Here is a 26,022-nt window from a genome sequence, read left to right as displayed (position 1 = left end):
GAATCCTATGGTTAGATGTTATATACTTTGTTTCCTTTGTATTGGTATTATTTATACTTCGAAATCTCAGGAAATTGATTATAAAAAACTTGAAAATAGCTTAGATTCATTGATGCAAACAACTATGGAAGAGGAGCATATTCCTGGAGCTGCTTTTATCATAGTAAAAGATGGAAAAACACTATTGAAGAAAGGATATGGATATGCCAGTTTAGGAGAAGATGTACGACGTGTAGATCCAGATTCTACCATATTTCGGATTGGGTCTGTTACAAAAACCTTTACTGCAACCGCTTTATTACAATTAATAGATCAAAAAAAGGTAGATCTTTATGCAGATGTGAACCAATATTTAAAATCTGTAAAAGTTCCCAATACCTATCATACATCGGTAACATCAGCACATTTGTTGAATCATAGTGCTGGTTTTGATGAATTAAGAGGTAGAGTAGTGTATCGAGAAACTCAATCCATTCCGCTAGCAGATTTTCTTAAAAATAGACTTGTTCGCGTACGAGAACCAGGTGTTATTTCTAGTTATTCTTCTTTTGGAATTGCACTAGCAGGACTATTAGTAGAAGATGTCAGTGGTCAAAAATTAGATACATATATGAAAGAACACATTTGGGAACCTTTAGGAATGCATATGACATCTATGTTTTTGAATGATCAGGTAGAACAGTATGCTTCGTGGGGATATGAATATCGAAATGGAGTGAATCTACCACAACCTTGGGAGTTTTATCATACCTATCCAGCTTCAGAAATTAACAGTACGGTTGCAGATATGGGCAAGTATCTAAATATGCATTTAAACGATGGTATTCTAGGTGATCAAAGAATTTTGAGTACTAATTTATCTCAAAAAATGAAATCTGCTGAATTAAGAGTTCACGATACCGTTGAGGCATTTGCATATGGATTTTATGAAGAAGATGCGCATGGATTTAGAACTATTAGTCATGGAGGAGATATGTTGGGCTACGCTTCATATATGGCAATGATTCCGGAAGAAAAACTAGGGGTTTTTGTAATACATCATCATGAAGGAACTCGATTGCGTTATGCAGTGATGGACCTAATTTTAGCAACATTTTCAAAAGAAAAGAATGAACAAGCCTTTATACCAGAATCTATAAAACGAAAAACTGATCTCAATAGATTAGTGGGACATTATATATGGACAACACATTGTCATAGCTGCGAAAGTGGTTGGAAACCCAATCAAGAAGAACTAGTTTTAAATAATGATGGAACATTTACCATTATGAATCGAACTTATGAAGAAGTGGATTATTTAATATTTAAAAGTACCGATGGTATGCGAACGATGGGTTTTGTAGAAAATGAAAATGGAGAAATAAAATATATGTCTCTTGGAGGAGTCAATAGTTTTGAAAAAGTGGATTAAATTGTATTAAAAAAACAACCTTCTAAAATCTAGAAGGTTGTTTCTATAATGCTATATAAAGTTATTAGAATATACTATTCATTTATCACCAGTTTTACACTACGTTTATTACCAGAACGATCTAATATATGGACCAGATATAATCCTGAAGTAATTCCAGAGATATCAATTCTCATTTCAGTAGTCTTGTTAGGTACTGTTACAGATTGTAATCGTTTTCCACTAAGATCAGAAATGGTAATGATACTATCTTTTAGGTCTGTAGTATTTTTAATGAAAACACTTCCTGTTGCCGGATTTGGAAATAACTCAAAGAACACATTTTCTGCATCATTTTCTCTGTTTATAGCAGTAGTACAATCGGGAGCTGTGGTCGAATTGCTGAAATATATCGAATAATCCTTCGCTACCAGTACAAAGTTACGTTCATCGTTAGTTACCAAGTAATCTCCATCCAATCCAGGAATACCTGTATTTACTAAAGAGATTTGTGGTGCTGTACCATTAAAGTTTTGTGTAGCATCTGAAAAATCTATATACCATGGTGCGATATCTAGATTAAAAGAAAATTGATACAAACCATTATTTCCTAAATCCCAATTAAGTGTAAATAAGGTGATATTATCTACATTAGGACCACCAGTTCCTAATACATATACATTTTCGTAAGATGTATTGATACTTACCAGAGGAGTATCTGTCGGTGTACCAAAGGTACAGTCCCCATTTGGCGGATCTATAATGATATCGTCTGTAACGGTAATATTTACAGAAGCCGAATCGGTTCCGCCGTTCCCATCACTTACAGTAACCGTAGCGATATAATCTCCTGTGGTATAGGTATGTGTGGATATTACTTCTGTACCTACAGTACCATCACCATAATCAATATTATACGTAAGCGTATCGTTATCTGCATCTGTAGATCCCGAAGCGTCTAGTACAACATCTAATGGAGTAACTCCTGTACTTGGCGTAGCAGTAAGACTTGCAATTGGAGCTGTATTACCAGGATCAGTAGTATCACTACAAGATGGCGCGGTATCAGAATTACTACAATAAATGGTGAAATCTCCAGTGGTAGATACAAGTACCAGATTCTCTCCATCTAAGGTTACATAATAACTACCATCTAATCCTACAAAGCTAGAACCTGTAATGGTAATTAGTGGTTCTGGGGCATTAAAGTTTTGCGTTGATACCGGAATTAGATCGTTATACCAGTTCGGAACACCATTATTAGTACTAAGGGAGAATTGGTATAACCCATTATTTCCTAAATCCCAATTGATAGAACAGTTACCAATATTATCTAAATCAGGACCACCTTCTCCAAACACATAAATATTTGAATATGAATTATTTATAGAAGGTAGAGGAGTGGCTCTTGGTGTATCAAACGGGCAAATAACTTCTTCGCAATTGGTATCGACCACTAAATCAATGGTTTGTACGGTACCACTGCTAAAAACACCATCACTAACCGTAAGTGTAACCGTGGCAACATCCAAATTCTCATAGATATGGGAAACATTTACACCTTGTGCAGTAGTACCATCACCAAAGTCCCAGGAATATGTAAGTGTATCACCATTAGGATCATAGGAATCACTAGCATCAAAGGTAACATTAGGCCCGCCACATCGACCATTATCACTGGTAAATGCTGCTACAGGAGGTTGTGGCTCTGTGGATTGACCAAAATCTACATCACTTGTAGAATAAAATGCTTCTTCGCTAAGTGATCGTTGCCAAATACTATAGATAACGTGTTTTCCAGTTCTTGCCGGAAGTATCACGTCAATATCATCAATAGCAGAAGCTGGTCTGGGACCAGTACGTACTAAAAGTTCTAGGCTATCCCAGGTAAGTGGTTGATCTGGAGTCCAATCGGCTTTGGTAATATACACATCAAAATATAAGGTTTGGTGTGGTGCCGAGTTTGTCCAGGTAACGGTAAATGGACCAGGAGTTACAGGTGTAGCAATCCAATCATCACGTACTTGATCTAATCCGCCATATTTATCGGGTCGACCGGCACTGGCAAGATTTCCATCAGGAATGATGGCTTGGTGCATACCATTAGCATCCATACGAGCGACTTCATTCCAATCATATAGCGCTTGCGTACCGTACATTGCAACGGCATCGATACATGCGGGAGAATCTGGACTTTCAGGATTTTCTTGAAAACATATCCAAACACGACTGGGCGGACTGGTAACCGTTCCGTGTGAAAAGAGTGTTTGAGGATAAGGATACATCAGTGCTACACATATTAGTAAGGGTGCAGCAATTTTTCTTAGGCTAGAAACCATCCGACCTAAAGTTTCGGTTTTAGAGTTTGTTTTTCTCATGTTGTTATTGAATTGTTAGTAATAAGTTTCGGCTTATAAAAACAGGGTGGTTCAATAACTATGGTTAAATTACTATATACCGCAATGGATATCAATTAATTAACAGTATTTCAAATAATATTTAACATAAACAAGTGAGATTTTAATAATCGTTTATGGTTTATAGAATGGGTAAATAAAATAGTATATAGTCATTATATGTACATCTGTTGTGTAAAAATAAGATGCACATAAGGAGAAATAAAAGTGAAGAATCATAATAGGCTGGAATACTCAAAATATTCTATTTTACATAATATAAATTATAGTACAAATATAATATTATGAGTAAAACGGCGAATAGAACTTTTTCGGTTCTATTTTACATAGATGCAGATATAGCGCATTTAGGTCTATATCGTCAGCATTTATGTAACAGCCGTTTTACGACCTGAGTTTCATTAATATTCGTAAGCTATAATGTAATACTATGTAAAATATCCCAAGATAATTCTATTTCATAATAATCGTAGCTACTGGGGTCATCATAATTCTAAAAAAACTATTGCTGAAACATTCTGCTAACATTTGTAGCTATAATTTGCCGTTATGTAAAATTGCCGCTGCCTATGCGCTCGATTATTTTATAAAAATGTAAATGCCTGATATGGCATTTATTTTCACACACAATATCCAACCGCATAACCCACGCCAAAAAAAGCAAAACTTTTAGATGCATTATAAATTGCGTATTTGATAAAATATACGTGATAAAAGTTTTTACGCGATTCTCGTGAAGGTTCCCGCATAAGCATAAAATTACTCTAACGAGATAATTTCTATGCACATGCTAACCACAGAACTCGGATTAGACATTCTTAGAGTTTGCATATCTTTTTTTCTTGATAAAAAAAGAAACAAAAAAATCAAGGCTGCATAAAACTTTGGAAACAATTACGGCGCAGTCGCTATATTTTAGAAAGCTTCCTAACTTATAAGATCGTTTGGTACTAGAATCAATATGTATAGTTTTGATTAAACCTTTGTGCAAAACTTCTAAAATATTAACGCTCCTTTACCTATTGTTTATACCAAAGTTCTCTGAGGCCGTTAAAAAAACAGGATCTATTTTATATAATATTTTTTTGTCTTATCTTAATTCTAATTTCATCATCAATAGTTAATTTGTAATCCACTATATCTTTGATATATGCTTTAACAGAATTCCAGTCTAAATTGGATAACTTATTCTTTTTTGGAATACTTACTGTAAAAGTTTTTTGGCTTTGGTTAGGTTGAATAATATCACAAAGTAGTGTCCAATATGCTTCATTTTCTTCTTCACAATATTTTACAAGCATTACTATATGAAGCCTATTCTTTAAATAATTATAAGTAGAAACTTTTAGTCTAGCTTTCTCAAATTCACCATTAATAGAATTTTCCGACGATTTTAATTGAACTTCAAAATCATATAAAGGATGTTCATCCTCAAATATATTTACTATTAAATCGACACCATAATCTTCAATTGGCTTATATGTGGTCCAATTATTGGGAATACAATTATCAAAAAATAAAACTGAATTTCTTTCCAGTACTTTATTTCTGTCTCTTTTTGGTAACTTATTCATTTATCAAAAGCCATATTTTTCTTCACGTTTTATAAAAGCTTCCTCCCCTCCTTCTAATATTTCGGTTACGTGCTCTTTAATCCCCATTTTCTCTAAAATCCCAAACTTATCAGCATCTAATTTATTTACCTTAAAAGAATTTTCAATAGCTCCATTTATATATTCAAATCGATAATTATTATTATCTCTTTCATTATCTTCACCTTTTTGATTAGCTACTATTACATTTTCTGAATCGGCAGATACAACAACATTTGGATTATGTGTAACTATAATTATTTGACGATCCATTTTCCTTTTTCTAATGAATTGTACTAAATCATTATATATAGATCTATTATCCAAATTGTCTTCAGGTTGATCGATCAATATCGGACAATCGGATTCACTAAGGTCTATTAACAGCTTTAAAATAACTAAATTAGCTTTACCAGGAGACATATCCGCCATTTCATCATTCCCGACTTTTAATTCCCAATAATCAAAAAACTCGTCTTTCAATAACGCCTTAATACTATCCTTTTTATCCTTATATTTTTTAAAAGAAATATTATTATTTACAATCAAATCAAAAATTCTTTCTATTTCCTTTTTATGTTCAATGATATCGACATCATTAAATACATTTTTTTCAGTTTTAAATAAATAAGAGTTTTTTATACCAGCATTAACCCTAAGACTAAGATTAAAAAATTCATTAAAAAATTGATCCTTAAATCTATTCGCATAAAACTTTATAGAACCTATCAGGTTTAGGTCATCGAATTCTTTACTCCTTTCATTTAATTTTTTAATTATTTTTTGATACTCATTAAATGCATTTTCATATTCTAAAAATATCTTATTCTTAGTATCCTCTAAGTTTTGTTGTAAAACTACAAGCGTACTATCTTCTATATTTTGAATTTTGAATAAAATACCTTTTTGGCTTTTGATTTCTTTTTCCAAATTGTTTATTTTATTCTTATCAGTCAATTTTTCTGATATTGGTTTGATCTTTTCTTCAATTGAATCAGATATTATTCTTGCTTTATCTTCAGAAGAGTCTTCTAATTTTTTTAAGTCTGAATTATAAACCTTTAGATTTCCCTCAAGTTCATTAATGTCCGATTCAATTTTATTTAATAAAGCTAAGAACTTACTATTCTGTTTAAAATTTCCTCGAATTAGATTTTTCTTTTCTATTAGGTTTTTTATTTGAGAATCTAAATCATTTATATAACCTTTTAAGATATCAATTTCGTTATTGTTCTCAAGCTTTATATTATTAATTCTTTCTTGTCTTCGTTTTAAAATGTTATATCTAATTGAATCTTGCTCAGTTATGTTAGAATTTGATTTAAGCTTATTTAAAGACTTTTCTAGAGTATTTTCAATGAAATTTTGAATTCCTTCTTTATCACCAAGATTTTTTATTTCCTCATATTTTAATTTAATATCACTTTTGATTTTGAAATAATCTTCAACTAAATCATTTCTTAACCTATCTAATCTTTTGACTTCCTTGATAAAATTATCATACGAATCTTTGCTATCTATATCTTGTAGAAGAATTTCTCTTATAAACTTACCTAATGTTTTTCGAGATTTTTTTTCAATTTTTTCTGTTAATGATAGAATATAAGTTTGAGGTATATATACAAATCGTCTATTCTTGATATTATCTCTATCAGAGAACTTATATATTACATCGTCATCCCATTGAATTTCAACATCTAAAGGTGTTTTGTCATTACTTGAAAACTTATATTTATCTTCAAGTTCAATAGATTCTGCATTCGGATTTATTTGTTTAAAAGCATACTTATAATCAATAGTATTAGCTAAATAGTATAGTAATAATGATTTCCCTGATGATTTGCCTCCAATTATTGTATTTAAATCCTTGCTAAAATAGATTGGAGAATTTATAAAATCGGGATGATTTATAAATTTCAAGGATTTTATAGTCTTATGTGGTTGTTTAGAATCAGGAGATTCATCATTTATCTTTACTCTCAATAAAGGTTCATATACTATTTGTTTTAATCCTTGGAAAGTACTATCTGCTTTAATCCAACAATATCTATTGACTGGTTTTGAGTCTTTATCTCTTAACTTTCCGAAGGGGTAATTTAATTGATGTGAATCGCTTCCTTTTATGCAAGGAATATGTTTTCCAACATCATTGAGACATCTGTCACTTAAAAAGAAATCTATTTGTTTTGAATTTCCTGATCCTAAAATATCAGCTTTATTGATTATTCCAAGTTTAAAAAACCCATCATTTTTGGGATCAATATTATCAATACCTCCATACTCATCATATGGCACCCAAATAAGAAATCTATCTTTTATTATAGGAGATTTTCTGAGAGCTTCTATAGTTTTAAAAAAATCAAATGAAAGTTCATTATATTTATTAGCTTCCACGTGCCCTAGTTTTGTTTGTTCTCCTCCATCATAAAAACATTCTAACGAATTTATCTCAGTCTGGATTTGTTTAACACTTAGTTGATTGTCGAAAATAATATGAAAGTTAATACTAACTCCTCCTTCCGTTGCTGTAGAATTTTTATGATTAATTTTATTAATCATTCTAAATTCTACAACAGGAATAAATTCTTTGCCTTCAATACCTCCTTTTTCAACAATCTTTGCATAACCATCAATTGTAGAATAATCATTAATACCTATAACTTCAGCTTCTGATTTCTTTAAATTTTCAATTAGAATTGAATAGTCATCATCTGTGCCAAATCCAGATGCTGGAGTATGTATATGTAAATCCCATTTTTTCCATTCAGAACCTCTAGTAATTTTTACCATATTTTAATAAGTACTATTGGGGATTTTGCTATTAAAAAGTTTATAGCTCAAATATAAAAATTATATCATCTAAAAGGTTACGGAAAACCCTTACTTCTAAATAATAATTAAGGGAAATTTCCATATTTATAAAAAAAATAGTAATTTAACACTGACCAAGTAGCTCAGTTGGATAGAGCAACGGATTACTAATCCGTGGGTCGTGGGTTCGAATCCCACCTTGAAAACAATATCCTTTACTGGATTTCAAATAAACAAGAGCCTTAAACAATAGTTTAAGGCTTTTCCTATAAGAAAAAATGGCAGATTTTGCTCTAGGAGAATTACTATCTCCAATTGATTTTGAACATTTGATTAGAGACTTACTAAGTAAGGATCTTGGTGTTGAATTAACTTCTTTCGCAGAAGGACCAGATGGTGGAATTGACTTACGCCACTCTATGGACAAAGAAGATAATCAAATAGTTATTCAATGTAAACGGACTTCTCAATTGAGTGAAAAAAACTTAATTAAAGAACAACTTAAGTTAGAATCACTAAAACTAAATAAATACTATTTAGCCTCATCATCTGATTTTTCTGTTAAAAAAACTAGTCAAATTCTGACATTATTCTCAAAATGGATGGAGAATGAATCCCATATATATGGAAAAAGTAGAATAAACCAGCTTTTAGATTTGCACGACGATGTATTGAGAAAACACTATAAGTTATGGATTAACAGTTCGCATCTTTTTAATGTATTTATAAATAACCATTTGATTCAAAGAGCGAAATTTTTGTTTGAAACTATAAAAACTGACAGTAAATATTACGTTAAAAATGAAAGCTACAATGAAGCTATTAATATTCTTAAAAAGAATAATTTTCTTGTCATTTCAGGTATTCCTGGTATTGGAAAAACTACTTTAGCACGAATTCTATTAAGTGATTACGCACAAAAGGGTTTTGAAATTATTGAAATTAGGAATGTATTAGAAGGAGAAAAAATTTTGGAAGAAGGTTCCGATAGTAAACAAGTATTCTATTTTGATGATTTTCTAGGTGAGAACTTTCTTCAATTTGATGTTTTAAAGGGTAGGTCTAATGATCTTATGAATTTCGTTAGAAGGATAAATCTAGCAAAAAAAGACAAGATATTAATTTTAACAACGAGAGAGTATATACTAAACCAAGCAAAAGAAAGATATGAAAAATTGAATAATGAAGATTTTGAAATAGCAAAACATATTTTAGATTTAGGAAAGTATACTGAAAGAATTCGAGCTTATATCTTGTATAATCATCTTTATTACTCAGGTATTGGTGAAGAATACATAGAAAATATTATCAAAAATAAAACGTATAAAACAATTATAAATCACCGCAATTATAATCCAAGAATAATTGAAAGAATGACAGTTCGATTAAGAATGATTGAGGCTTCTAACTACTCAAAAGAGTTTTTAAATCATTTGGAAAACCCTTTTATTATATGGTCAAGAGCATTTGATAATGAAATTTCAGAAGGAGCTCAAGTTCTGTTATATGTTTTATTGAGTTTTGACGGTAGAGTTATCAAAGAAGAATTAAAAACTGCATTCAAATCTTTTACCAATCAGCCTGACACAGTTTTAAATGGAAATATTTCTCATTTTCATAAGTATCTTAAAGAAGTTGAAGATTCATTCATAATATCAAATTCATCAAAAAGAAATTCATATATCATTTTCAGTTTTCAAAACCCTTCTGTTAAGGATTTTTTGATTAATACTTTAAAGGATAATAAGGATGTATTACTCCAACTTGTAAAAAGTTTATTTTATGTCAATCAATTGAGGTATTTGATTAATTTCTCTCGGAAAACGCTATTAGATCAGGGTGTTATAAAAGCATTATCGGATAAGATTTATGAAATTGAAAAAATAAAGGATAACGTTCGAATTTTTTCAGGAGGGTCAGCATATGATTGGAAAAGATCTAAAATAGAAAAGCTTAGTATTTGCTCAGAATTATTAAATCTTTCTGAAGAAAACAATCTAAGAGAATTTTTAGTTAAACAAGTTAAAAATATTTCTATTGATGAAATTTCTGATCGTGATATATCAACTTACATTGAGTTAATTGATAAATTTAAAACTAAGTTTAAGACTAGTAAAACTACAATTGTATCAAACCTTTTTAACAAAATAGAAGACATTACTACTCTAAAAGGTGTTTTAAATATCTTCAAAGTATATCCCTTTGAAGCAAAAAAATATGTCTCTGAAAATAATTTACATTTGACTTCTAAAGTTGAGAACATATTGGATGAGTCATTAATAAAAGCTCAAGATTCTTATGATGCAGGAGATATTAAAGACTGTTTGGAGGAAATGGACAGCGTTGATGTAGACTTGATTGATGATTTTGATCATTATTGGTTTTCTACTGAAGAAAGAATTGCTGAAATATTTGAAGAAGAACTTTCAAGAGGAAAAAAACAAGAATTGGAAAAAATTGAACTGCTAGAAGATGAAGATGAAGTATTTGATGCAGATGAACTTTTTAAAATGAAAAATTTTGCATTTTAAAGAATTATTTAAATAGTTTATGATAATTAATTACTTTAAGAAAATTGTAATTAAATCCCATTCCACACACATTCCCCTACTCTCTCCCGATAGCTATCGGGATCGTTTCGGGTAATAAGTGTTACATTACCTTTTTTTAAGAACCATTTCGTTAGAAAACTTTTAAAGAAAATCTAGAACTAGAAAACCTTGCTTTTCCCAAAGCAAAGTGACATAACGCAAGTACATTATAGTACAAATGTATTTATTGAAGCAAATTGACGGATGCTTGCATTTTACATAACGTTAAGCTCATTTAAATCCAACATTTCGTACAATCCTCCAGAAATTTTCAAATACGCGATTTTTCGTAACATTTTATTTTAAACTTTGTGCTCAAGAATGCTAATGCATTTCTCAGCGATCAACATCTATAGCTATTATACAATACTTAACTTATCTAATATATCTGGAAGCTTATAAACCGTGTATTCTGTACAATCGTACAAAAATCTTCAAATACGTAATTTTCTGTGTAGCTATAATTTATTATCGTAAACAACTGACTTAAAGAAGATTAAAAATAACTAAAAAATTAGACCATATTCTGTACCATCCTCCACATTTTTTCAAATACGCGATTCTCAGTGTTTATATTATGTAAAATAGAAATGGTTAGATATTGATTCACAAGGTCAATTTTGTAAACTCGTCTACGCACATGCTAACGTATCCACATAATTATTCAACAAATGCCGGTATGACAGTTTCAAAAATAGGTTTCATTATTTTGTCATCATCCCTGTCGTGACCAGAGATGACAATGGTTAAGTCAAGTTCTTCTACAACCATTACGCGCTGTCCGCCACCTCCCCAAGCCATCGTCATATCATAACTTTTGTTGCCAACCTTTACTGGTGTATAGTACCAAAAATACCCATATAGATAACGTTTGGGCATCCAGTCTATTGCGGGTTTTACGATGCCACTAGTTGCTTTGTTAAGATACGTTTCGGATATGAGCTGTTCACCATTTAATTTACCTTTATTTAGAACCAAATGACCCATTTTGAGCATGTCTCGAGACATTATACTTGTTCGCCAACCTGCTTCTGGTAATCCACTAATATGATTTGACCATGTATAATTGGTAATACCGAGTTTGTCTAGTAGTTCTATTTTAATAAAGTCCTGCGCTGTTCCTGAAACAACGGCGTCTATTACAGCCATTACAAGCATTGGATTATAATTTCCGTATAAATAGGTTTGTGTTTCGTCAGTTATGGGTTCGGAGTATTCAAGTAAAGTCTGAACCAACCCCTGCCCTTTTAAACGAACAGAATCATTTTCTACTTCTTTCCACTTTTCTCTGTCGATTGTCAATCCGCCTTGCATTGTTAAGGCTTTATGAAGTGTTATTTTATCAGTTCCTTGTGTGAATTTTTTTGGGTCTACATGTTTTAAGAAATGAGTCAATGGTTTATTAAGGTCTTCCATAGATAAATACCCCATTTGAATAGCTCTTCCTAGAACCAAACTGGTATACCCTTTCACTGCAGATGCTTGGCCATGAGGCAAGTTAACACGTCCTTTTTTATAATAGGATTCAAAAACTAGTTTGTTCTTATGTGAAATGAGTAATGCATCGTAACTCCCATATTTACCGTCAAAAATTTCCTCAGACACCTTCAGAATGGCATTTTTATGCTTGCTTTTTACTGATAAAGTATCAACTGATATTCCATCTTCTCTGTCGGCTGGCGTTTGACTAATATATGGATTATTTAGATGTGGAATAGACCAGAATGATACTTCTTTGTCGTTACTAGAAACGTGATTCATTAAGGATGATAACCAAGCCACACTACGAACAGCTGTGGTAGGAAATGCGGTTCCATGGGTACCAGTAATAACTTCTTTTAATATTGACAAACCGCTATCTCTTCTATCGTTTAATAATTTAACAAACGTATCAATAGGTTTTACCACCTTCTCTTCTTCTAAAGAACCATATGTAATAAAAACATTGGCTTTAAGACTCGAATTTTTATCTGATGTTTCAAAAGGCCCAAATTTAGTATTAAGTTCAGTTAAATTATCAACTTCACCTTTAAGAGTCGGACTTCCAAGTATGTAGTTATTAAAGGTATCGGGCTGTGACATTAGTATATATGCACCAAATTCACCACCAAGTGAGTATCCAAAATACGTGCGACTGTTTGGGTCTGTTCTATAGGTTTTGTTTACATAGGTAATCACATCATTACGAATAAAACCTAAATGTATATTCGCTTGTCCAAATTGATATTTTTCTTGAACTGCTGGTTTGCTGTGCTTACTTATTGAGTAATCTCGAAACCTACTCACATGTTTTCCTCTTTCGTTTTTCAGGTCTTCATTGATATCTAATTGCCATGAAATACCAACTAGAATAACATCTTCTAACATATATTCTGTAGCACCAGATAGCATTTCGAGATGCCACATGGCATCGGTATAATAAAGGACAGGATATTTTTTGTTTGGGTTCTTAGCATAATCTTCTGGTAACTCTATATAAAGTTCATAGTTTCTATCTGTTTGGGTGTCTTTTATGGGAACTACCTGAATTTGTGGTAATACTAAGGAAGTCCCCTTACTGTTTTCTTGAGTAAACCCTATATGTATTATGGCAAGAAATAGGATGATAAGTAATACTCCTGCTTTGTTTTTCATTTTTTTGTAGTTTATAAATTCACAATAAAAGTATTGGAAAAACCATACTATATATTGTAAACAGGATAAGCATAGCAATTAAATGATGAATTCATTTCATCATTGATATGGGCCTTTTGTATGAAATTATGAAAGTTTGCGTTTAATCGCAGTAACTTTGTATCATAACTAAAAAGCATGATACAAAAGTTTTTGAAGAATATCATACTCATTAACCTAGGCGCATTTTTGTTGGTGCTGCTTCTTGAGTTGTTTAGTAATTTGATTATTAAAGATAAGTTAGGTTCTGATTACGCACTATTTGTTCATAGTTTGAATTATACGGTGCACATAATGGGCATCATTTGGGTTAATCATTTTATTCTTATTCCTTACTTTCTAGACAAAAAGCGTTATATACTATTTTCAGTATTTCTTATTGCCACCATCTTTGTTGCAATTTCTACCAAAAGCAATTTTAGCTATGACTGGATAACTATTTCTAAATTCTTCTTCTTTTTTTTATATACCACTGGAACTGGAATGGCAGTGTTCTTTTTGAGAAGAAACATACGCATTCAGAGAGAAAATAGTGAAAAAGAAAAATTGCAAAGGGAACTGGAATTGAACTATCTAAAGGAACAAGTAAACCCTCATTTTTTATTCAACTCATTGAATAGTATTTATGCCCTTTCTAGACAGCAATCTAGTGAAACACCCGATGTTGTAATGCAACTTTCAGAATTAATGAGATATCAATTAGAAAGTGCTAAAAAAGACTTTGTTTCGTTAAAAGAAGAGTTAGAGTTTATAGAAAATTATTTACTGCTTGAAGAAAAAAGGCTAAGCAAACGCTGTACAATTGAATTTTCAATTGAAGGGGAATTATCAAATTATAAAATAGCACCAATGTTACTCATACCATTTGTTGAAAATGCAATTAAACATGGTGCACAAGCCACCAATGAACAGAGTACCATTGATGTGAATATTTCTGTAAAAAACACCAAGCTTAATGTAAATGTTGTAAATTCAAAACATACTACCGTTACCAAATCAACAAGAACAGGAATGGGACTCGAAAATGTGAAGAGACGATTAAATCTATTATATGCTAATGCTCATCTATTAGAGATTAATGATATGGAAAAAGCGTATTATGTAAATTTAACCATTGACATAACAAACAATGAGAATGATTAAAATAGCCATTGTTGATGATGAATTGTTAGCACGTGAAGTGTTAGAAGAGTATTGTTCTAAAATAAACAATTTTGAATTGGTTCTAAGTACAGGGAATCCTATTGAATTTGTGAATTTTATTCAGCAAAATAAAATCGACCTTGTTTTTTTAGATATAGAAATGCCAGAACTTAATGGAATGGGGATTTTACGTTCAATGATAAAGTCACCGAAGGTTATTTTAACAACGGCATATTCTGAGTACGCTTTAGAAAGTTATGATTATGGTGTGGTAGATTACTTATTAAAACCGATAAAATTGGAACGCTTTCTACAAGCAATAAATAAAGTTTCTACTCTAAATATAACGGAACCCAAAACGAACAACAAGAAAGAAACACTTACCATAAAACATGAAGGGTTGCCGGTAACAGTCCCTTTTAAATCTATTCTCTACATACAAAGTTTCGGGAATTATTTAAAGATTTTTACAGATACAAGAATGTATCTTATCTCTGAGACACTCATTAATATCACTACTTTGTTATCTGAAAATTTTCAACGCACACATAAATCATACATTGTTAATTTAAACAGAGCTACAAAAGCTACGAGAACCTATTTATTAATTGAAGATAAACAGGTGCCTGTTAGTGCGATGTATAAAGTAGTTGTTTTTGAAAAATTGAAAGCTTTAGCGAAGCCATAAAATATTTACTTTAATTCTAAGTCATTCCACACACATAATATATTAATAGGGTAAATAATTGATTTGTAGATATATAAATTTTAATGAAAAATTAGCACATATTTCGCACCATCCTCCACATTTTTTCAAATACGCGATTTTTCGTAACATTTTATTTTAAATATTTGAACTCAAGAATGCTAATGCATTTCTCAGCGTTTATATTATGTAAAATGGAAAGGGAGTGGAATCTTAGTTAATAATACAACCTAAAATCAAGTAGTTTACAGACTTTGTAATGTCTTTGATGCAATTCTTCTACAACATCTAACATATTGTCATCTTCTTTAAATAAGTTAAAGAATGCTATATCAAGATTTGAGCTCGTTATTCCATTAAACTCATGACCATAGCCAGAAACCCCTCTTGCACCAGTGATATCCAAGAAATATTGCGCTTCTTCTTCATCTAAATCAAGCACTTTAGCATTGGAAAAATGTAAAATCTTTCCTTGTAATTTTCCTTCAAAAATTTCTGCAATCTCCTGTAAACTATAATAGTAATCATTCAAACAAATACTATTGGCTTCACCTTTTATGACCAAATAGATGATTTCATAATTTGTAAAATGATGATCATCCATAACCAATGTATTTAAGCTATCCTCTAAACCTTCAATAGTATCACAGGTTTTATAAATACTAGCCACTCCGTATTGCGAAGTCAATTGTTCTAATTTTTTTTGAGCTTCGGTAATTTCGTGCGTTTCTATATCATTCACCGCTTCTAAACAGTAAATGAAATAATCTGTATCTATAGATTCTTGTTGTGGTAATTGCCTTCTTTTCTCTAACAAATTTTCAGGGTCTATACATTGTATACAACAAAAATAATATATTTCTTTAATTTATATCATCAACCCTTGCCGCTGTTTTACTAATAATTTTCCAATCGTTTTTAAACTTTTTAAGCAAGAACAAATCAATATAAACCCACTCTCTGTTAGGTCCTGCTATTTCAACTTTTGCAGTAGCTATTTCTTTAGTAACCTTAACGTTTAAAATTTTAGCTTCTCTCCCATTAAACTTTCCTTTTTCAGCATTTTTAAAGAAACCAGCGTATTCTATTGGAGTATATCTTTTGAAATCCCCTTCCCTATTTGTTAGGTATAATACTGCATTGTCTGCAAAAGCACTTAATAGCATTTCTTTTTTATTATAAGAACTACCTTCCATATATTTTTGAAGTGCTTTTACTACTGCAGGATCATATGAAGATTCAATATATGTAGAAGCATCGCTTATTGGATAAAAATTCTCTGTTATTATAGAAGTCTTTTTCTTGTTTTCTTTTTTAATTAAAAAAGATCCACCCCAAACTACTTCGGGATACTCAATAACTTGTGCTATCATTTCACCTAAAGATGGAATGGTACTTTTAAATTTTTCTATAGCCTCCTCTTTTGGAGCCCAACGAAATTCTACATTTTTATTTGTTGGTAAATCATTCGTAGTAGATTTAGCCACATACACCTGTCGTATGCTTAACGAATTATTAAAGTCATATTTATAGGTAAAAACACCTTTGAGATTTGGTTTTGTAATAGACACTCCATATTTATTACAGATACTATCAATCACCTCATTGATCGTGTGTCTTTTCTCATAAAAAGCACCTATTGTTATCCAACCAATTGTTGCTTTTTTTATTAAAACATCTCCATTATCATTAAGAATAACTAAACTGATAACTGATGTATTCCGATCTTCATCTATTTTAGATTGCGCATTTGTAAACTGAATTGTTAGCAACATGGCTACTACTAAGATGTACTTTTTCATTTGGACCTTTTTAATATTAATATGCCGTAAAAGTCTAATGTTTACACCCAGTTTCCTACTTAAATCATGATCTTGGCACACAAAATGGATAGATTCATCACATCTTGATAGGTGTAGTACGAAAACATATTAAGTATGTGCTACACTTTGGCCAAAACATAACACTATTTTCATTTTAGGGAAATCTTAATAAAATTTGATCATAAAAGATGTAATTTCCTCTTGTTCTAACTAAACCATCTCTTTTTATGGAAAAATTAAAAAAAGAAGACATTCAACAGGAAGTTTTTGACTTATATGATGATTATGCGCACAACGGTCTTAATAGAAAACAGTTTATAGAAAAATTATCTGCATATGCAGTGGGTGGTGTTACTGTTTCCTCTTTATTAAGTTTTGTATCTCCTAATTATATAGATACACTACTCGTAAACCCTAAGGATCCAACAATTGATTCTAACTTTATTACGTATGATTCTTCTAAAGGTGGAGGTACTATAAAAGGGCTTTTATCGAAACCAAAAAATCATGAAACTAAGTTACCAGGTGTTATTGTTGTTCATGAAAATAGAGGACTAAATCCTTATATAGAAGATGTGGGAAGACGTGCTGCAAAAGAAAAATTTATTTCTCTGGCACCAGACGCCTTATCTCCACTTGGAGGATATCCTGGAAATGATGATGATGGACGTGCGCTTCAGAAAAAAAGAGATCGTAATGAGATGTTAGAAGATTTTATCGCCGCCTATGAATATCTGAAAAATCATGAAGATTGTAATGGGAATGTTGGTGTGGTTGGATTCTGTTTTGGAGGATGGATTTCTAATATGATGGCTGTTCGATTACCAGAATTAAAAGCTGCCGTTCCATATTATGGTAGACAACCAAGTGCTGAAGATGCTAAAAAAATAAAAGCTCCCTTATTATTGCAATATGCTGAATTGGATAAAAGAGTAAATGCTGGATGGCCTGATTATGAGAAAGTATTAAAGGAAAATAATATCCCGTATAAAGCACATATGTATGCAAATACAAATCATGGTTTTCATAATAATACGACTCCGCGATACGATAAAAAAGCAGCGAATTTATCTTGGGAACGTACTATAGGCTTTTTTAATAAGCATTTAGTGTAACGATTTTGTTATTATTGTAATTAAACAACTACTTTATGGTATTAAAAAAGAGATTCTAAGCAAATAGAATCTCTTTTTCTTTTTAGTTGATAAATAATCTTCCTTAATTAGAAAGAGTTAAGAGTGTTTTTTTAGCTGCTTTAGCATGTTCGCCATCGATATCTAATGAGATTGCTTTATTTAATAATTCGGTTGCTTTTTTGGTATCTCCAACTTTTAAATATGCTCTACCTAAGTTTTTATACGTCATAGCAGAATTAGGGTACATTTGCATAATCATAGAGAATACCTGTATAGATCCTTGAACTTCTGGCATGCGACCACTTTCTAATAAAATGTTTCCTTTTTTATTTAATTCAGTTTCAAAATCACAGAAAGCGTAGCGTGGATCTTGAATCATTTTAGGAAGTTCTTGTGCTAATTTTGCTCCTTGCCCAGTGATATATAACTGTGTGATGTACTCCATAGGTTTTGGCTGGAAACCTTCTGCATTAAAGTTCAACGCAGCTTCTAACACTACATCTTTGTTCTGCACGTAATCGTCATAACTCATGGTAACAGGAACACTTGGTACTGTCGCATCTTTATTTTCTAAAGCAGGATAATCTTGCCACCACAAATAGGATATATATGCATTGATCTTGCTATTTGGTAATTGTACAGCTCTAGCATCACCATAAAAATTAATGTTTTCTGCAGTAGGTTCTCCCACTAAAATTGCTTCTGTATATCTGGTAATTTCGTTGGTTAAGTTCTGGCAGGCAGAAAATGTATCGCGACCAATGATGAAATAGAAGTTTCCTTTTTTATTAAGCTGTGGTCTAGCCATTAACCCTTTAATTAATGGTAGATTGTTGTAATTGTTTCCACCACCATTTAAACGTACATCATAAACTAATTTTTCAACGTTATTTGCATCAATAAACTCAAACAGGCGCTTGTAGAATTGTGCTAAGGTTTCTTTAGGATCATTAAATACTGAGCTTTGTCTTACATACAAAGTCTTTTTATCTTCTAAATATTGAAAATCATATAGTTTATCATCTAGATTTTTTAAATATAGAGGTGTTGTTTCTGTATCACGTGCTGTAAGCCAATCCTCTGTTGGTAGTGTAAAATTGAAAGTTCTTGGTTTATCTTTTCTATCGATGGTGGTAAACTCATGCGTAAATACTTTTCCATTTTTTTCCAGCGTTAATCTCACTTTATTGGATAGTATAGGGATTACTCCTTGCGCATGTAATACTTCTGCAGATAGTAAAAATCGTACTCCATAGGCTTTAAAATATTGCTCATTTTCTACTGGAACTACTGGATATACCAGTTCTATTGCTTTTTCTATAGGTGTCTCTCCTATATTCAATATTTTTGCTCCTAATACTTCTTTGTACTGTTTTTGAACCCCTTCAATATAAATTCCATCATTGAAATCATATATATTAATTGGTAGAATTCCACTTTTAGTTACTGTATCATAAGGAACCTGCGTATGACCATATTTAAATGAAGAAACAATTCGTGTTAATCCTACTCTAATTTCATGTTCTTGTAAGTTGGGAATTTGCTTATATAATGTTTCAACCTGTGCATCAAAATCTTCTTTGGTAGTTTTTACAAAAAGAAAAGAATAGTCTTTATGGATGGTGTTTTGAAGAAATCGTAAGTCTTCTTGCCATTGCTTTGTATTTGTTTGCTGTGCTGATAATTGTAAACAGCATAGTAATTGGATAATAATGAGTACTTTTTTCATGATGTTATTTTTTTAACTGAATTCGTTCAGTGATTGATTATTAATTACATCACAAATATGGTTTGAATCTATCCTATATAGTAGTAGTTTATGCTGAAACGTAGTTATTGTTGGTTGAAACGTCACCAATTTTCTATTTGTTCATCCAATCTTTAAAATCACTTGTTTTTTGTCTGCTTACAATGAATTCCTGATCTCTAGGATTTAATAAGGTTAGTTTTACACGATGGTTAAAATAAGGTTCTATTTTTTGAATGGCTATTTTGGAAATAATCTGACCTCTATTGATTTTATAAAACTTTGTATGATCTAAAGAATCAAATAATTGGTCCAGTGTTTCATCGATGATATATCTTTTGTTATGGGTAATACCAAAAGTGATACTATCTTGTGAATACATATATAAGAGCTCAGAAATGCGTATTTGTACAAAACCACTTCCCTCCTTCACCAATATTCCCGATCTTTCTTGTGGCGTTTGCATACTGCTCAGTAATTCTTTCAGAATATTGGCTTCAATAGGATTTGATGGGCTTTGGGATCTTGAGAATTTATGAAGCGCAGCGTCTAAATCATTCTGCTTGATGGGTTTGAGCAAATAATCAATACTATTTACTTTAAACGCCTGAATAGCGTATTGATCAAAAGCTGTAGTAAAAATGATAGGTGCTGTTACTTCTGTTTTCTGAAAAATCTCGAAACTTAAACCATCTGCTAGTTGAATATCCATAAACACCAAATCTGGAGATATATTTTTTTGAAACCAGGAAACAGAATCTTCAACAGAATCAATTACGGTTAGTATTTCAAAATCAAAAGTAGTTTTATGTAATAAATTTTCCAATTGACGTGCTGCACGTGGCTCATCTTCAACGATTACTATTTTCATAATTTTTCTTTTGATTTGCTGAATGTAATAAGGGTAATGTAACTATAAAATTCTCCCCATCATTATAAATGATAGGTGTTTTGTCAGCTATTAATTGATATCGCTTTTCAATATTCTTTAATCCAATTTTTGTAGATGGAGTTTGGGTAGACTTGGCCTGAATTTTATTTCGTACCACTAACCTATTTTTTCTTGTGGATACATTTATAATCAATGGTTTGGATCTGGAAACTACATTGTGTTTGATTGCATTTTCTAGTAATAACTGTAAACTCATGGGTACAATCATAATCGAAAGCTTATCTTCTGGAATATCCCAGTGTACTTGCAAGTTTTCTCCAAATCTTTCGGATTGTATATGAATATAAGCTTTAGCAAATTTTAGTTCTTTTTCTAACGATATGATGTTAGAATTACCAGACTCAATAATAAAACGGTACACATCCGATAGATTATCTACAAAACCCTTAGCATCTTCTTTGGAATCTTGATCGATAATATCTCGCAATGTGTTTAAACTATTGAATAAGAAATGAGGACGAGCTTGGTTTCTTAATGTATCCAATTGTGCCTGAATCATTACTTGTTTGGTCTGTTCCTCTTCTCGTATAGACTTTTTTAATCGATTATAGAGGTAAATAGCCTCATAAATCGCCATGACCATAATGGTAATAATCATAATGGGAATTAGCACTTTTAATTCTACACGATGATTAGAATAATATCCAAATAACCTAATAACACGTGCTGTTAATTCACCTCCTAGATAATCTACAATAACTACGGTACAAACTACGGATAAGAAGAGAATACTAATACGTTTTTTATCATCTTTAAAATCAGGATATTTTTTTCTCAAAAAGATTAAGATATTACGTATCAACAGCCAATAACAAATGGTAAAAAATAAATTAACAGCATAACCAATAAATATTAGATCGAATGTATTACGTTCTGGTGTAGTGTTGAAAAGATAATTGGTGATAAAACTTATGATAGCAATACCAATTAGGCAAGATCGAACATCATCAAATCCTAAATATTGTATACGTTTCTGTTTATTGAATAATGGCATAAATGCTAGTTTAATAAAGATATGTCCTTTCGTTGAAGCACAGAAAACAATCGCTTATCTCCTAAAACACATAGAACTTTACAAGTGCTAACATCTAGTTTTCTTTTCTTTGATACCATACATACACGAATAACGGAATTATTTGAATAGCACGCAAACCAAAAAAAGCACCATTGCTAGCCTTATAACTTAGCTCAAATATCTCAGAACGTATGTTGCCATGAAACAAGAATATGTTGAAATGTCGTATTCTATTTTTGAATGGTAATACCGTTGGTTGTAATGTTATTTGAATTCTGTTATTGGTATTTATGATGAAGTACACGATATGTATTTATATTAATCATCTTTTGTAACCTGAAAATTAATCATTTCGATGAGTGTTTGTAACTGATAATCTTCTCCTTCTAATACTTGCTTTTCGTTTCTTTCTATGACGATATCGGGTTTGGTTCCATTACCATCTAATGTTTTTCCATTTCGCTGAAATGATAACATCGTAGAAATTTTAAATTTGATATCGGAATGTTTTAGTGTAAACTTTTTGGAATTACCACTAGAGCCATCGGTAGTCACTCCTACTATTTTTACGTTTGGTAAACCCTTAAAAACACTTGTAAATACCGATGCTGCGCTAAAAGTATATTCATCCACCAAGATATAAACAGGTTTGGTATATGGATGATCTCCTGCATGTAAGACCATATAATGTGGGTTACTAAAAGCTGTTTTATCAAAGGTATGTTGTAATGAAAATTGCTCATTAAATTCTGTAATCGCTTTTTTATCGGTTTTAGTTACTGCTTCGTAAGTGTATAAATATCGATTAGTCATTGATTTGTGTGTAGAATCTTTATGATTGGTTCTCAAATATGCAACGTTAGCTACCCAAGGTGATTTGGATTTTGGAATCAGATAATTAGCGGCCAATTGTATGATATCTCTGGTTCCGCCTGGATTATGACGTAGATCGATGATCATGGCTTTTGTGTTTTGCATTGCTTTAAATGTCATATCTAGATATTCTTTAAAGCCCTTTAAGTTCTGCAAAGACAGCATTTGTGGAATTTTAATATATGCTATATTGCTATCAATTATTTTTGATACACTGTTATAGTTCTCTTTTTTAATTTCTTTTAGAATTGATTTGTTTTTCTGTTTAAGTTTTGAAACATACTTTTGATAGGTCTTCTGTACTTTTACAACTACTGTGGTATCCTTAGTACCATCAGAAAAAACTATTAGGTTTTGTTTTGATAATGATAGATTGTTTCTGAAATATAACTTTCCAAGTTGTTGAATTTGTAACGACCCTATACTTAGTTTTGCCAGTTTTGGTGCCTTTTTTGATCGATATGCAAAGGAATCTATTATCGTATGTATTGGCATATCATTTATAGCTTTTAGATAAGGATAATTAGGATATAGATATGTATAATTGGAAGACTCGTCCATTTGTTTTAAAGCCACCACTTTTTGTTGTAAAACTGCCAAAGAAAATGGTAATTGCAGTGCATGATTGGGAACATCTTTTATATCAAAAGCCTCATTAATCACATAAGAATGTCGATCTCCTAATGTTGCAAGTATTTTGGCCAGTTCATGGGTTAAAAAATTGATATCAATATCGGTTTTACTAGAAGCAATTTTAGTTTTGAGTGATTCGATAGCAAGATGATAGTCATAATCCGATAAGTGTATATAGGAAGAACGCTCTTTAATAATCTTGTAAAATGTATCAATATCGTCAATTGCATGAGATGTTTTTATGGTCTTTAATTGTTTAGGCTGATCTCGATTATATTGCAATACTTTTTGTCTGTTTTCATACGTGTACGTTCCAACAAACTCTTTGATTTCATCTGATTTGTTAGCTAAAAATAGCTTTACTTTAACCATAGGTTGTACTCCCCAGGACTTTAGGACTTCTACCAGATCTTCAGAAAAACGTTTTTTCCATTTACTACCATACTGTTGTTTGCAAAAAGATAGGATCTCATCGGTTTTATAATCATCTAATTGTTCCAGTTTGTACCAGTTTCCTTCAAATTTTACGATAGGATGATCTTCTTCCCAGAGAACAGCAGTAAAAGGAGAAGCTTTTTCCAACTGTAATTTTTGTCCAGTACTAACTAGTGTATAAAGACTAACTAATAGTAACAAAGCGTAGTGTTTCATTTTTCAATATTTTAAGTGAATCATAGTATCAAAACTAGCTACACGGACAGGAGTTTATAAATGAAATCGACAAGTATGGCTTTATAATCGACAACCATTACCTTCTACACTACTTAACTGGTATTCGTTTTTATATATTTACTTCGATTTAGTTTTTATATATTATGGCACAACTTTCTACTAAAACGATACAAACGATTCAACGCATTTTTTATGTGGCCTTGGTGTCTTTTATTATGTATCATTTGGTAAAAACCGCCTATTACTTTTTGCCTGATAGTATATTGTTTTTCTTTACCAGCGATGCGATAGAGAATCTTATATGTGTTTTAATTGCATTTGTTTTATATCACTACGTACTACGACTAGAGCGCCTATGGAAAAAGACCGCATATGTAGTGTTTTTTATAGTAATTCTCCTAGCATTAGCATCATTAAAGGAGTATCGAATTTATAGCATACATCGACTTGAAAAGATCTATGACTACTTTACCAGTTTCTTAGGTAGATCCTTATTATTTTATTTACTCTTTTACTTCGTTCATCAATTAGAAACACTAACGAAATATAAAACTCTAGAGAAGGAGTTACATTTCGCTAAAAAACAACTCTTACGAAATCAATTACATCCACATTTTTTATTCAATGCATTTAATTCGTTATACAGTTTATCCTTAAAAAATAGTACTGAAACATCTGAGTATATCTTAAAACTATCGAGTATGATGCGTTATATGACAGATGAATCGCATCCCGAAAAAGTTAGTTTAAGTAAAGAAATAGGCTTTATACATCAATATATTGCGATTGAAAAGATACGTTTTGGCAAGGATGCTAATATTCAATTTACTTTTACTAATAATACATCGCAACCACTATTTATAGAGCCATTTTTATTAATTACCCTTGTAGAGAATGCATTTAAGCATGGGTTTTATACCAATACCAAAAATGCCTATGTACATATAGCATTGGTTTTAGATAATAATGAACTATTATTTTCTGTAGAAAATAGTGTGTTTAAAAAACAACATTTTCAGGAAACACAGCGAAAAGGAAAAGGTCTGGAGAATTTAAAAAACAGATTAAAACTTTTGTATCCAAAAAATGCTTGGTTAACCATAAGCAAGACTGAAACAGTATTTAAGGCAGAATTAAAAATTATATTACATGATATATAAAGCTGTAATAATTGATGATGAACAATTAGCTATTGATGTGATTGTACATTATTTAGAACGTTTTTCAAACTTTGAAATCGTCAAAACATTTACAGATGCTGTTAGTGCTTTTCGATATTTGAAAAATAATGATCATATCGATATTGTTTTTACGGATATTGCGATGCCCGAAATTTCTGGAGTGGAATTAATAAAGCTTATTCAAAATTCTACAACCTATGTAATGACTACTTCTTTCAGTGAATATGCTGTAGAGAGCTTTGATTTAAATGCTTTGGATTATTTATTAAAACCTATTTCTTTTGAGCGATTTTCGAAGACTATTTCTCGCTTTGAAAATTTAAAAAATGCATCAACTCAAGATAGATTAGCACCTTCTTTTTTTGTAAAGGATGGTGATGATTTTATTAAAGTATTCATACATGAACTTGATTACATTCAAGGCTTAAAGGATTATGCGAAGCTTGTTAAAGGTGACACCTATTGCTTAGCCTTAAAAACTTTAAAATCTATTGAGCAGAAGCTAGAACCTTATAATTTTATACGAATTCACAAGTCATACATTGTGCCCTTAGACAAAATAAAACAATATAGAGGTAAGAGTGTTGTCATTGGATCTCATGAAATACCTGTGGGGAGTACTTATAGAGAAGATTTAAAACGTTATCTACAAAACAATAAGTTATAG

17 protein-coding genes are annotated in these 26,022 nt (G+C 31.2%); 7 read left to right on the top strand and 10 right to left on the bottom strand.

Annotated elements, in window-relative coordinates:
• Positions 1 to 7: 7 nt before the first annotated feature.
• Positions 8 to 1,411, top strand: a complete 1,404-nt coding sequence (locus ACWNT5_RS17890) for a serine hydrolase domain-containing protein (protein ID WP_456518148.1) — start codon at positions 8 to 10, stop codon at positions 1,409 to 1,411.
• A gap of 74 nt (positions 1,412 to 1,485) precedes the next feature.
• Here ACWNT5_RS17890 and ACWNT5_RS17885 read toward each other — a convergent pair whose 3' ends face one another.
• The 3 genes from ACWNT5_RS17885 to ACWNT5_RS17875 all read right to left on the bottom strand — a co-directional run bounded on the left by ACWNT5_RS17885 (position 1,486) and on the right by ACWNT5_RS17875 (position 8,189).
• Positions 1,486 to 3,768 (bottom strand): lytic polysaccharide monooxygenase, encoded by a 2,283-nt coding sequence (locus ACWNT5_RS17885; protein ID WP_456518147.1) that lies wholly within the window; start codon positions 3,766 to 3,768, stop codon positions 1,486 to 1,488.
• A gap of 1,109 nt (positions 3,769 to 4,877) precedes the next feature.
• Complete coding sequence (locus ACWNT5_RS17880) at positions 4,878 to 5,381, bottom strand: DUF4365 domain-containing protein (RefSeq protein ID WP_456518146.1); 504 nt, start codon at positions 5,379 to 5,381, stop codon at positions 4,878 to 4,880.
• A gap of 3 nt (positions 5,382 to 5,384) precedes the next feature.
• The gene (locus ACWNT5_RS17875) at positions 5,385 to 8,189 is read right to left on the bottom strand and encodes a TrlF family AAA-like ATPase (protein ID WP_456518145.1); all 2,805 of its coding nucleotides are present in this window, start codon (positions 8,187 to 8,189) and stop codon (positions 5,385 to 5,387) included.
• A 299-nt stretch (positions 8,190 to 8,488) separates the two neighbouring features.
• Between ACWNT5_RS17875 and ACWNT5_RS17870 the strand changes: the two genes are divergently transcribed.
• A complete protein-coding gene (locus tag ACWNT5_RS17870) occupies positions 8,489 to 10,741 on the top strand; it encodes an nSTAND3 domain-containing NTPase (RefSeq protein WP_456518144.1) in 2,253 nt (750 codons plus the stop codon).
• A 720-nt stretch (positions 10,742 to 11,461) separates the two neighbouring features.
• On the opposite strand, the gene ACWNT5_RS17865 is transcribed toward ACWNT5_RS17870, so the two are convergent.
• Positions 11,462 to 13,435: a serine hydrolase gene (locus ACWNT5_RS17865; RefSeq protein WP_456518143.1), complete on the bottom strand. Its 1,974-nt coding sequence runs from the start codon at positions 13,433 to 13,435 to the stop codon at positions 11,462 to 11,464.
• A 177-nt stretch (positions 13,436 to 13,612) separates the two neighbouring features.
• Between ACWNT5_RS17865 and ACWNT5_RS17860 the strand changes: the two genes are divergently transcribed.
• Together ACWNT5_RS17860 and ACWNT5_RS17855 are read left to right on the top strand one after the other, a co-directional pair.
• A complete protein-coding gene (locus tag ACWNT5_RS17860) occupies positions 13,613 to 14,617 on the top strand; it encodes a sensor histidine kinase (protein ID WP_456518142.1) in 1,005 nt (334 codons plus the stop codon).
• Positions 14,610 to 15,305 (top strand): LytR/AlgR family response regulator transcription factor, encoded by a 696-nt coding sequence (locus tag ACWNT5_RS17855; RefSeq protein WP_456518141.1) that lies wholly within the window; start codon positions 14,610 to 14,612, stop codon positions 15,303 to 15,305. The genes ACWNT5_RS17860 and ACWNT5_RS17855 overlap by 8 nt, the downstream gene beginning before the upstream one ends.
• Positions 15,306 to 15,540: 235 nt before the next feature.
• On the opposite strand, the gene ACWNT5_RS17850 is transcribed toward ACWNT5_RS17855, so the two are convergent.
• Both ACWNT5_RS17850 and ACWNT5_RS17845 read right to left on the bottom strand, forming a co-directional pair.
• Positions 15,541 to 16,140 (bottom strand): DUF6642 family protein, encoded by a 600-nt coding sequence (locus tag ACWNT5_RS17850; RefSeq protein ID WP_299896694.1) that lies wholly within the window; start codon positions 16,138 to 16,140, stop codon positions 15,541 to 15,543.
• A 46-nt stretch (positions 16,141 to 16,186) separates the two neighbouring features.
• Positions 16,187 to 17,125: a nuclear transport factor 2 family protein gene (locus ACWNT5_RS17845; protein ID WP_456518140.1), complete on the bottom strand. Its 939-nt coding sequence runs from the start codon at positions 17,123 to 17,125 to the stop codon at positions 16,187 to 16,189.
• Positions 17,126 to 17,373: 248 nt separating this feature from the next.
• Here ACWNT5_RS17845 and ACWNT5_RS17840 point away from each other — a divergent pair, with 248 nt between their 5' ends.
• Positions 17,374 to 18,261: a dienelactone hydrolase family protein gene (locus ACWNT5_RS17840; protein ID WP_456518139.1), complete on the top strand. Its 888-nt coding sequence runs from the start codon at positions 17,374 to 17,376 to the stop codon at positions 18,259 to 18,261.
• Between the two features lie 103 nt (positions 18,262 to 18,364).
• On the opposite strand, the gene ACWNT5_RS17835 is transcribed toward ACWNT5_RS17840, so the two are convergent.
• From ACWNT5_RS17835 to ACWNT5_RS17820, 4 genes are all read right to left on the bottom strand, one after another.
• Positions 18,365 to 20,011, bottom strand: coding sequence for a tetratricopeptide repeat protein (locus tag ACWNT5_RS17835; protein WP_456518138.1), 1,647 nt, complete (start codon positions 20,009 to 20,011; stop codon positions 18,365 to 18,367).
• A 133-nt stretch (positions 20,012 to 20,144) separates the two neighbouring features.
• On the bottom strand, positions 20,145 to 20,900 hold the full coding sequence (locus tag ACWNT5_RS17830; RefSeq protein WP_456518137.1) for a LytR/AlgR family response regulator transcription factor: 756 nt from the start codon (positions 20,898 to 20,900) through the stop codon (positions 20,145 to 20,147).
• Positions 20,881 to 21,975 (bottom strand): sensor histidine kinase, encoded by a 1,095-nt coding sequence (locus ACWNT5_RS17825; RefSeq protein ID WP_456518136.1) that lies wholly within the window; start codon positions 21,973 to 21,975, stop codon positions 20,881 to 20,883. The genes ACWNT5_RS17830 and ACWNT5_RS17825 overlap by 20 nt, the downstream gene beginning before the upstream one ends.
• A 339-nt stretch (positions 21,976 to 22,314) precedes the next feature.
• Positions 22,315 to 24,153, bottom strand: coding sequence for a S41 family peptidase (locus ACWNT5_RS17820; protein WP_456518135.1), 1,839 nt, complete (start codon positions 24,151 to 24,153; stop codon positions 22,315 to 22,317).
• 164 nt (positions 24,154 to 24,317) lie between these two features.
• On the opposite strand from ACWNT5_RS17820, the gene ACWNT5_RS17815 reads away from it, so the two are divergent.
• The gene (locus tag ACWNT5_RS17815) at positions 24,318 to 25,334 is read left to right on the top strand and encodes a sensor histidine kinase (RefSeq protein ID WP_456518134.1); all 1,017 of its coding nucleotides are present in this window, start codon (positions 24,318 to 24,320) and stop codon (positions 25,332 to 25,334) included.
• The gene (locus ACWNT5_RS17810; RefSeq protein ID WP_456518133.1) at positions 25,324 to 26,022 is read left to right on the top strand and encodes a LytR/AlgR family response regulator transcription factor; all 699 of its coding nucleotides are present in this window, start codon (positions 25,324 to 25,326) and stop codon (positions 26,020 to 26,022) included. The genes ACWNT5_RS17815 and ACWNT5_RS17810 overlap by 11 nt, the downstream gene beginning before the upstream one ends.

This window comes from Aquimarina sp. 433 (assembly GCF_054054605.1).
The sequence above is the reverse complement of the archived record's forward strand: the minus strand, read 5'-3'. Positions and strand labels throughout refer to the sequence as shown.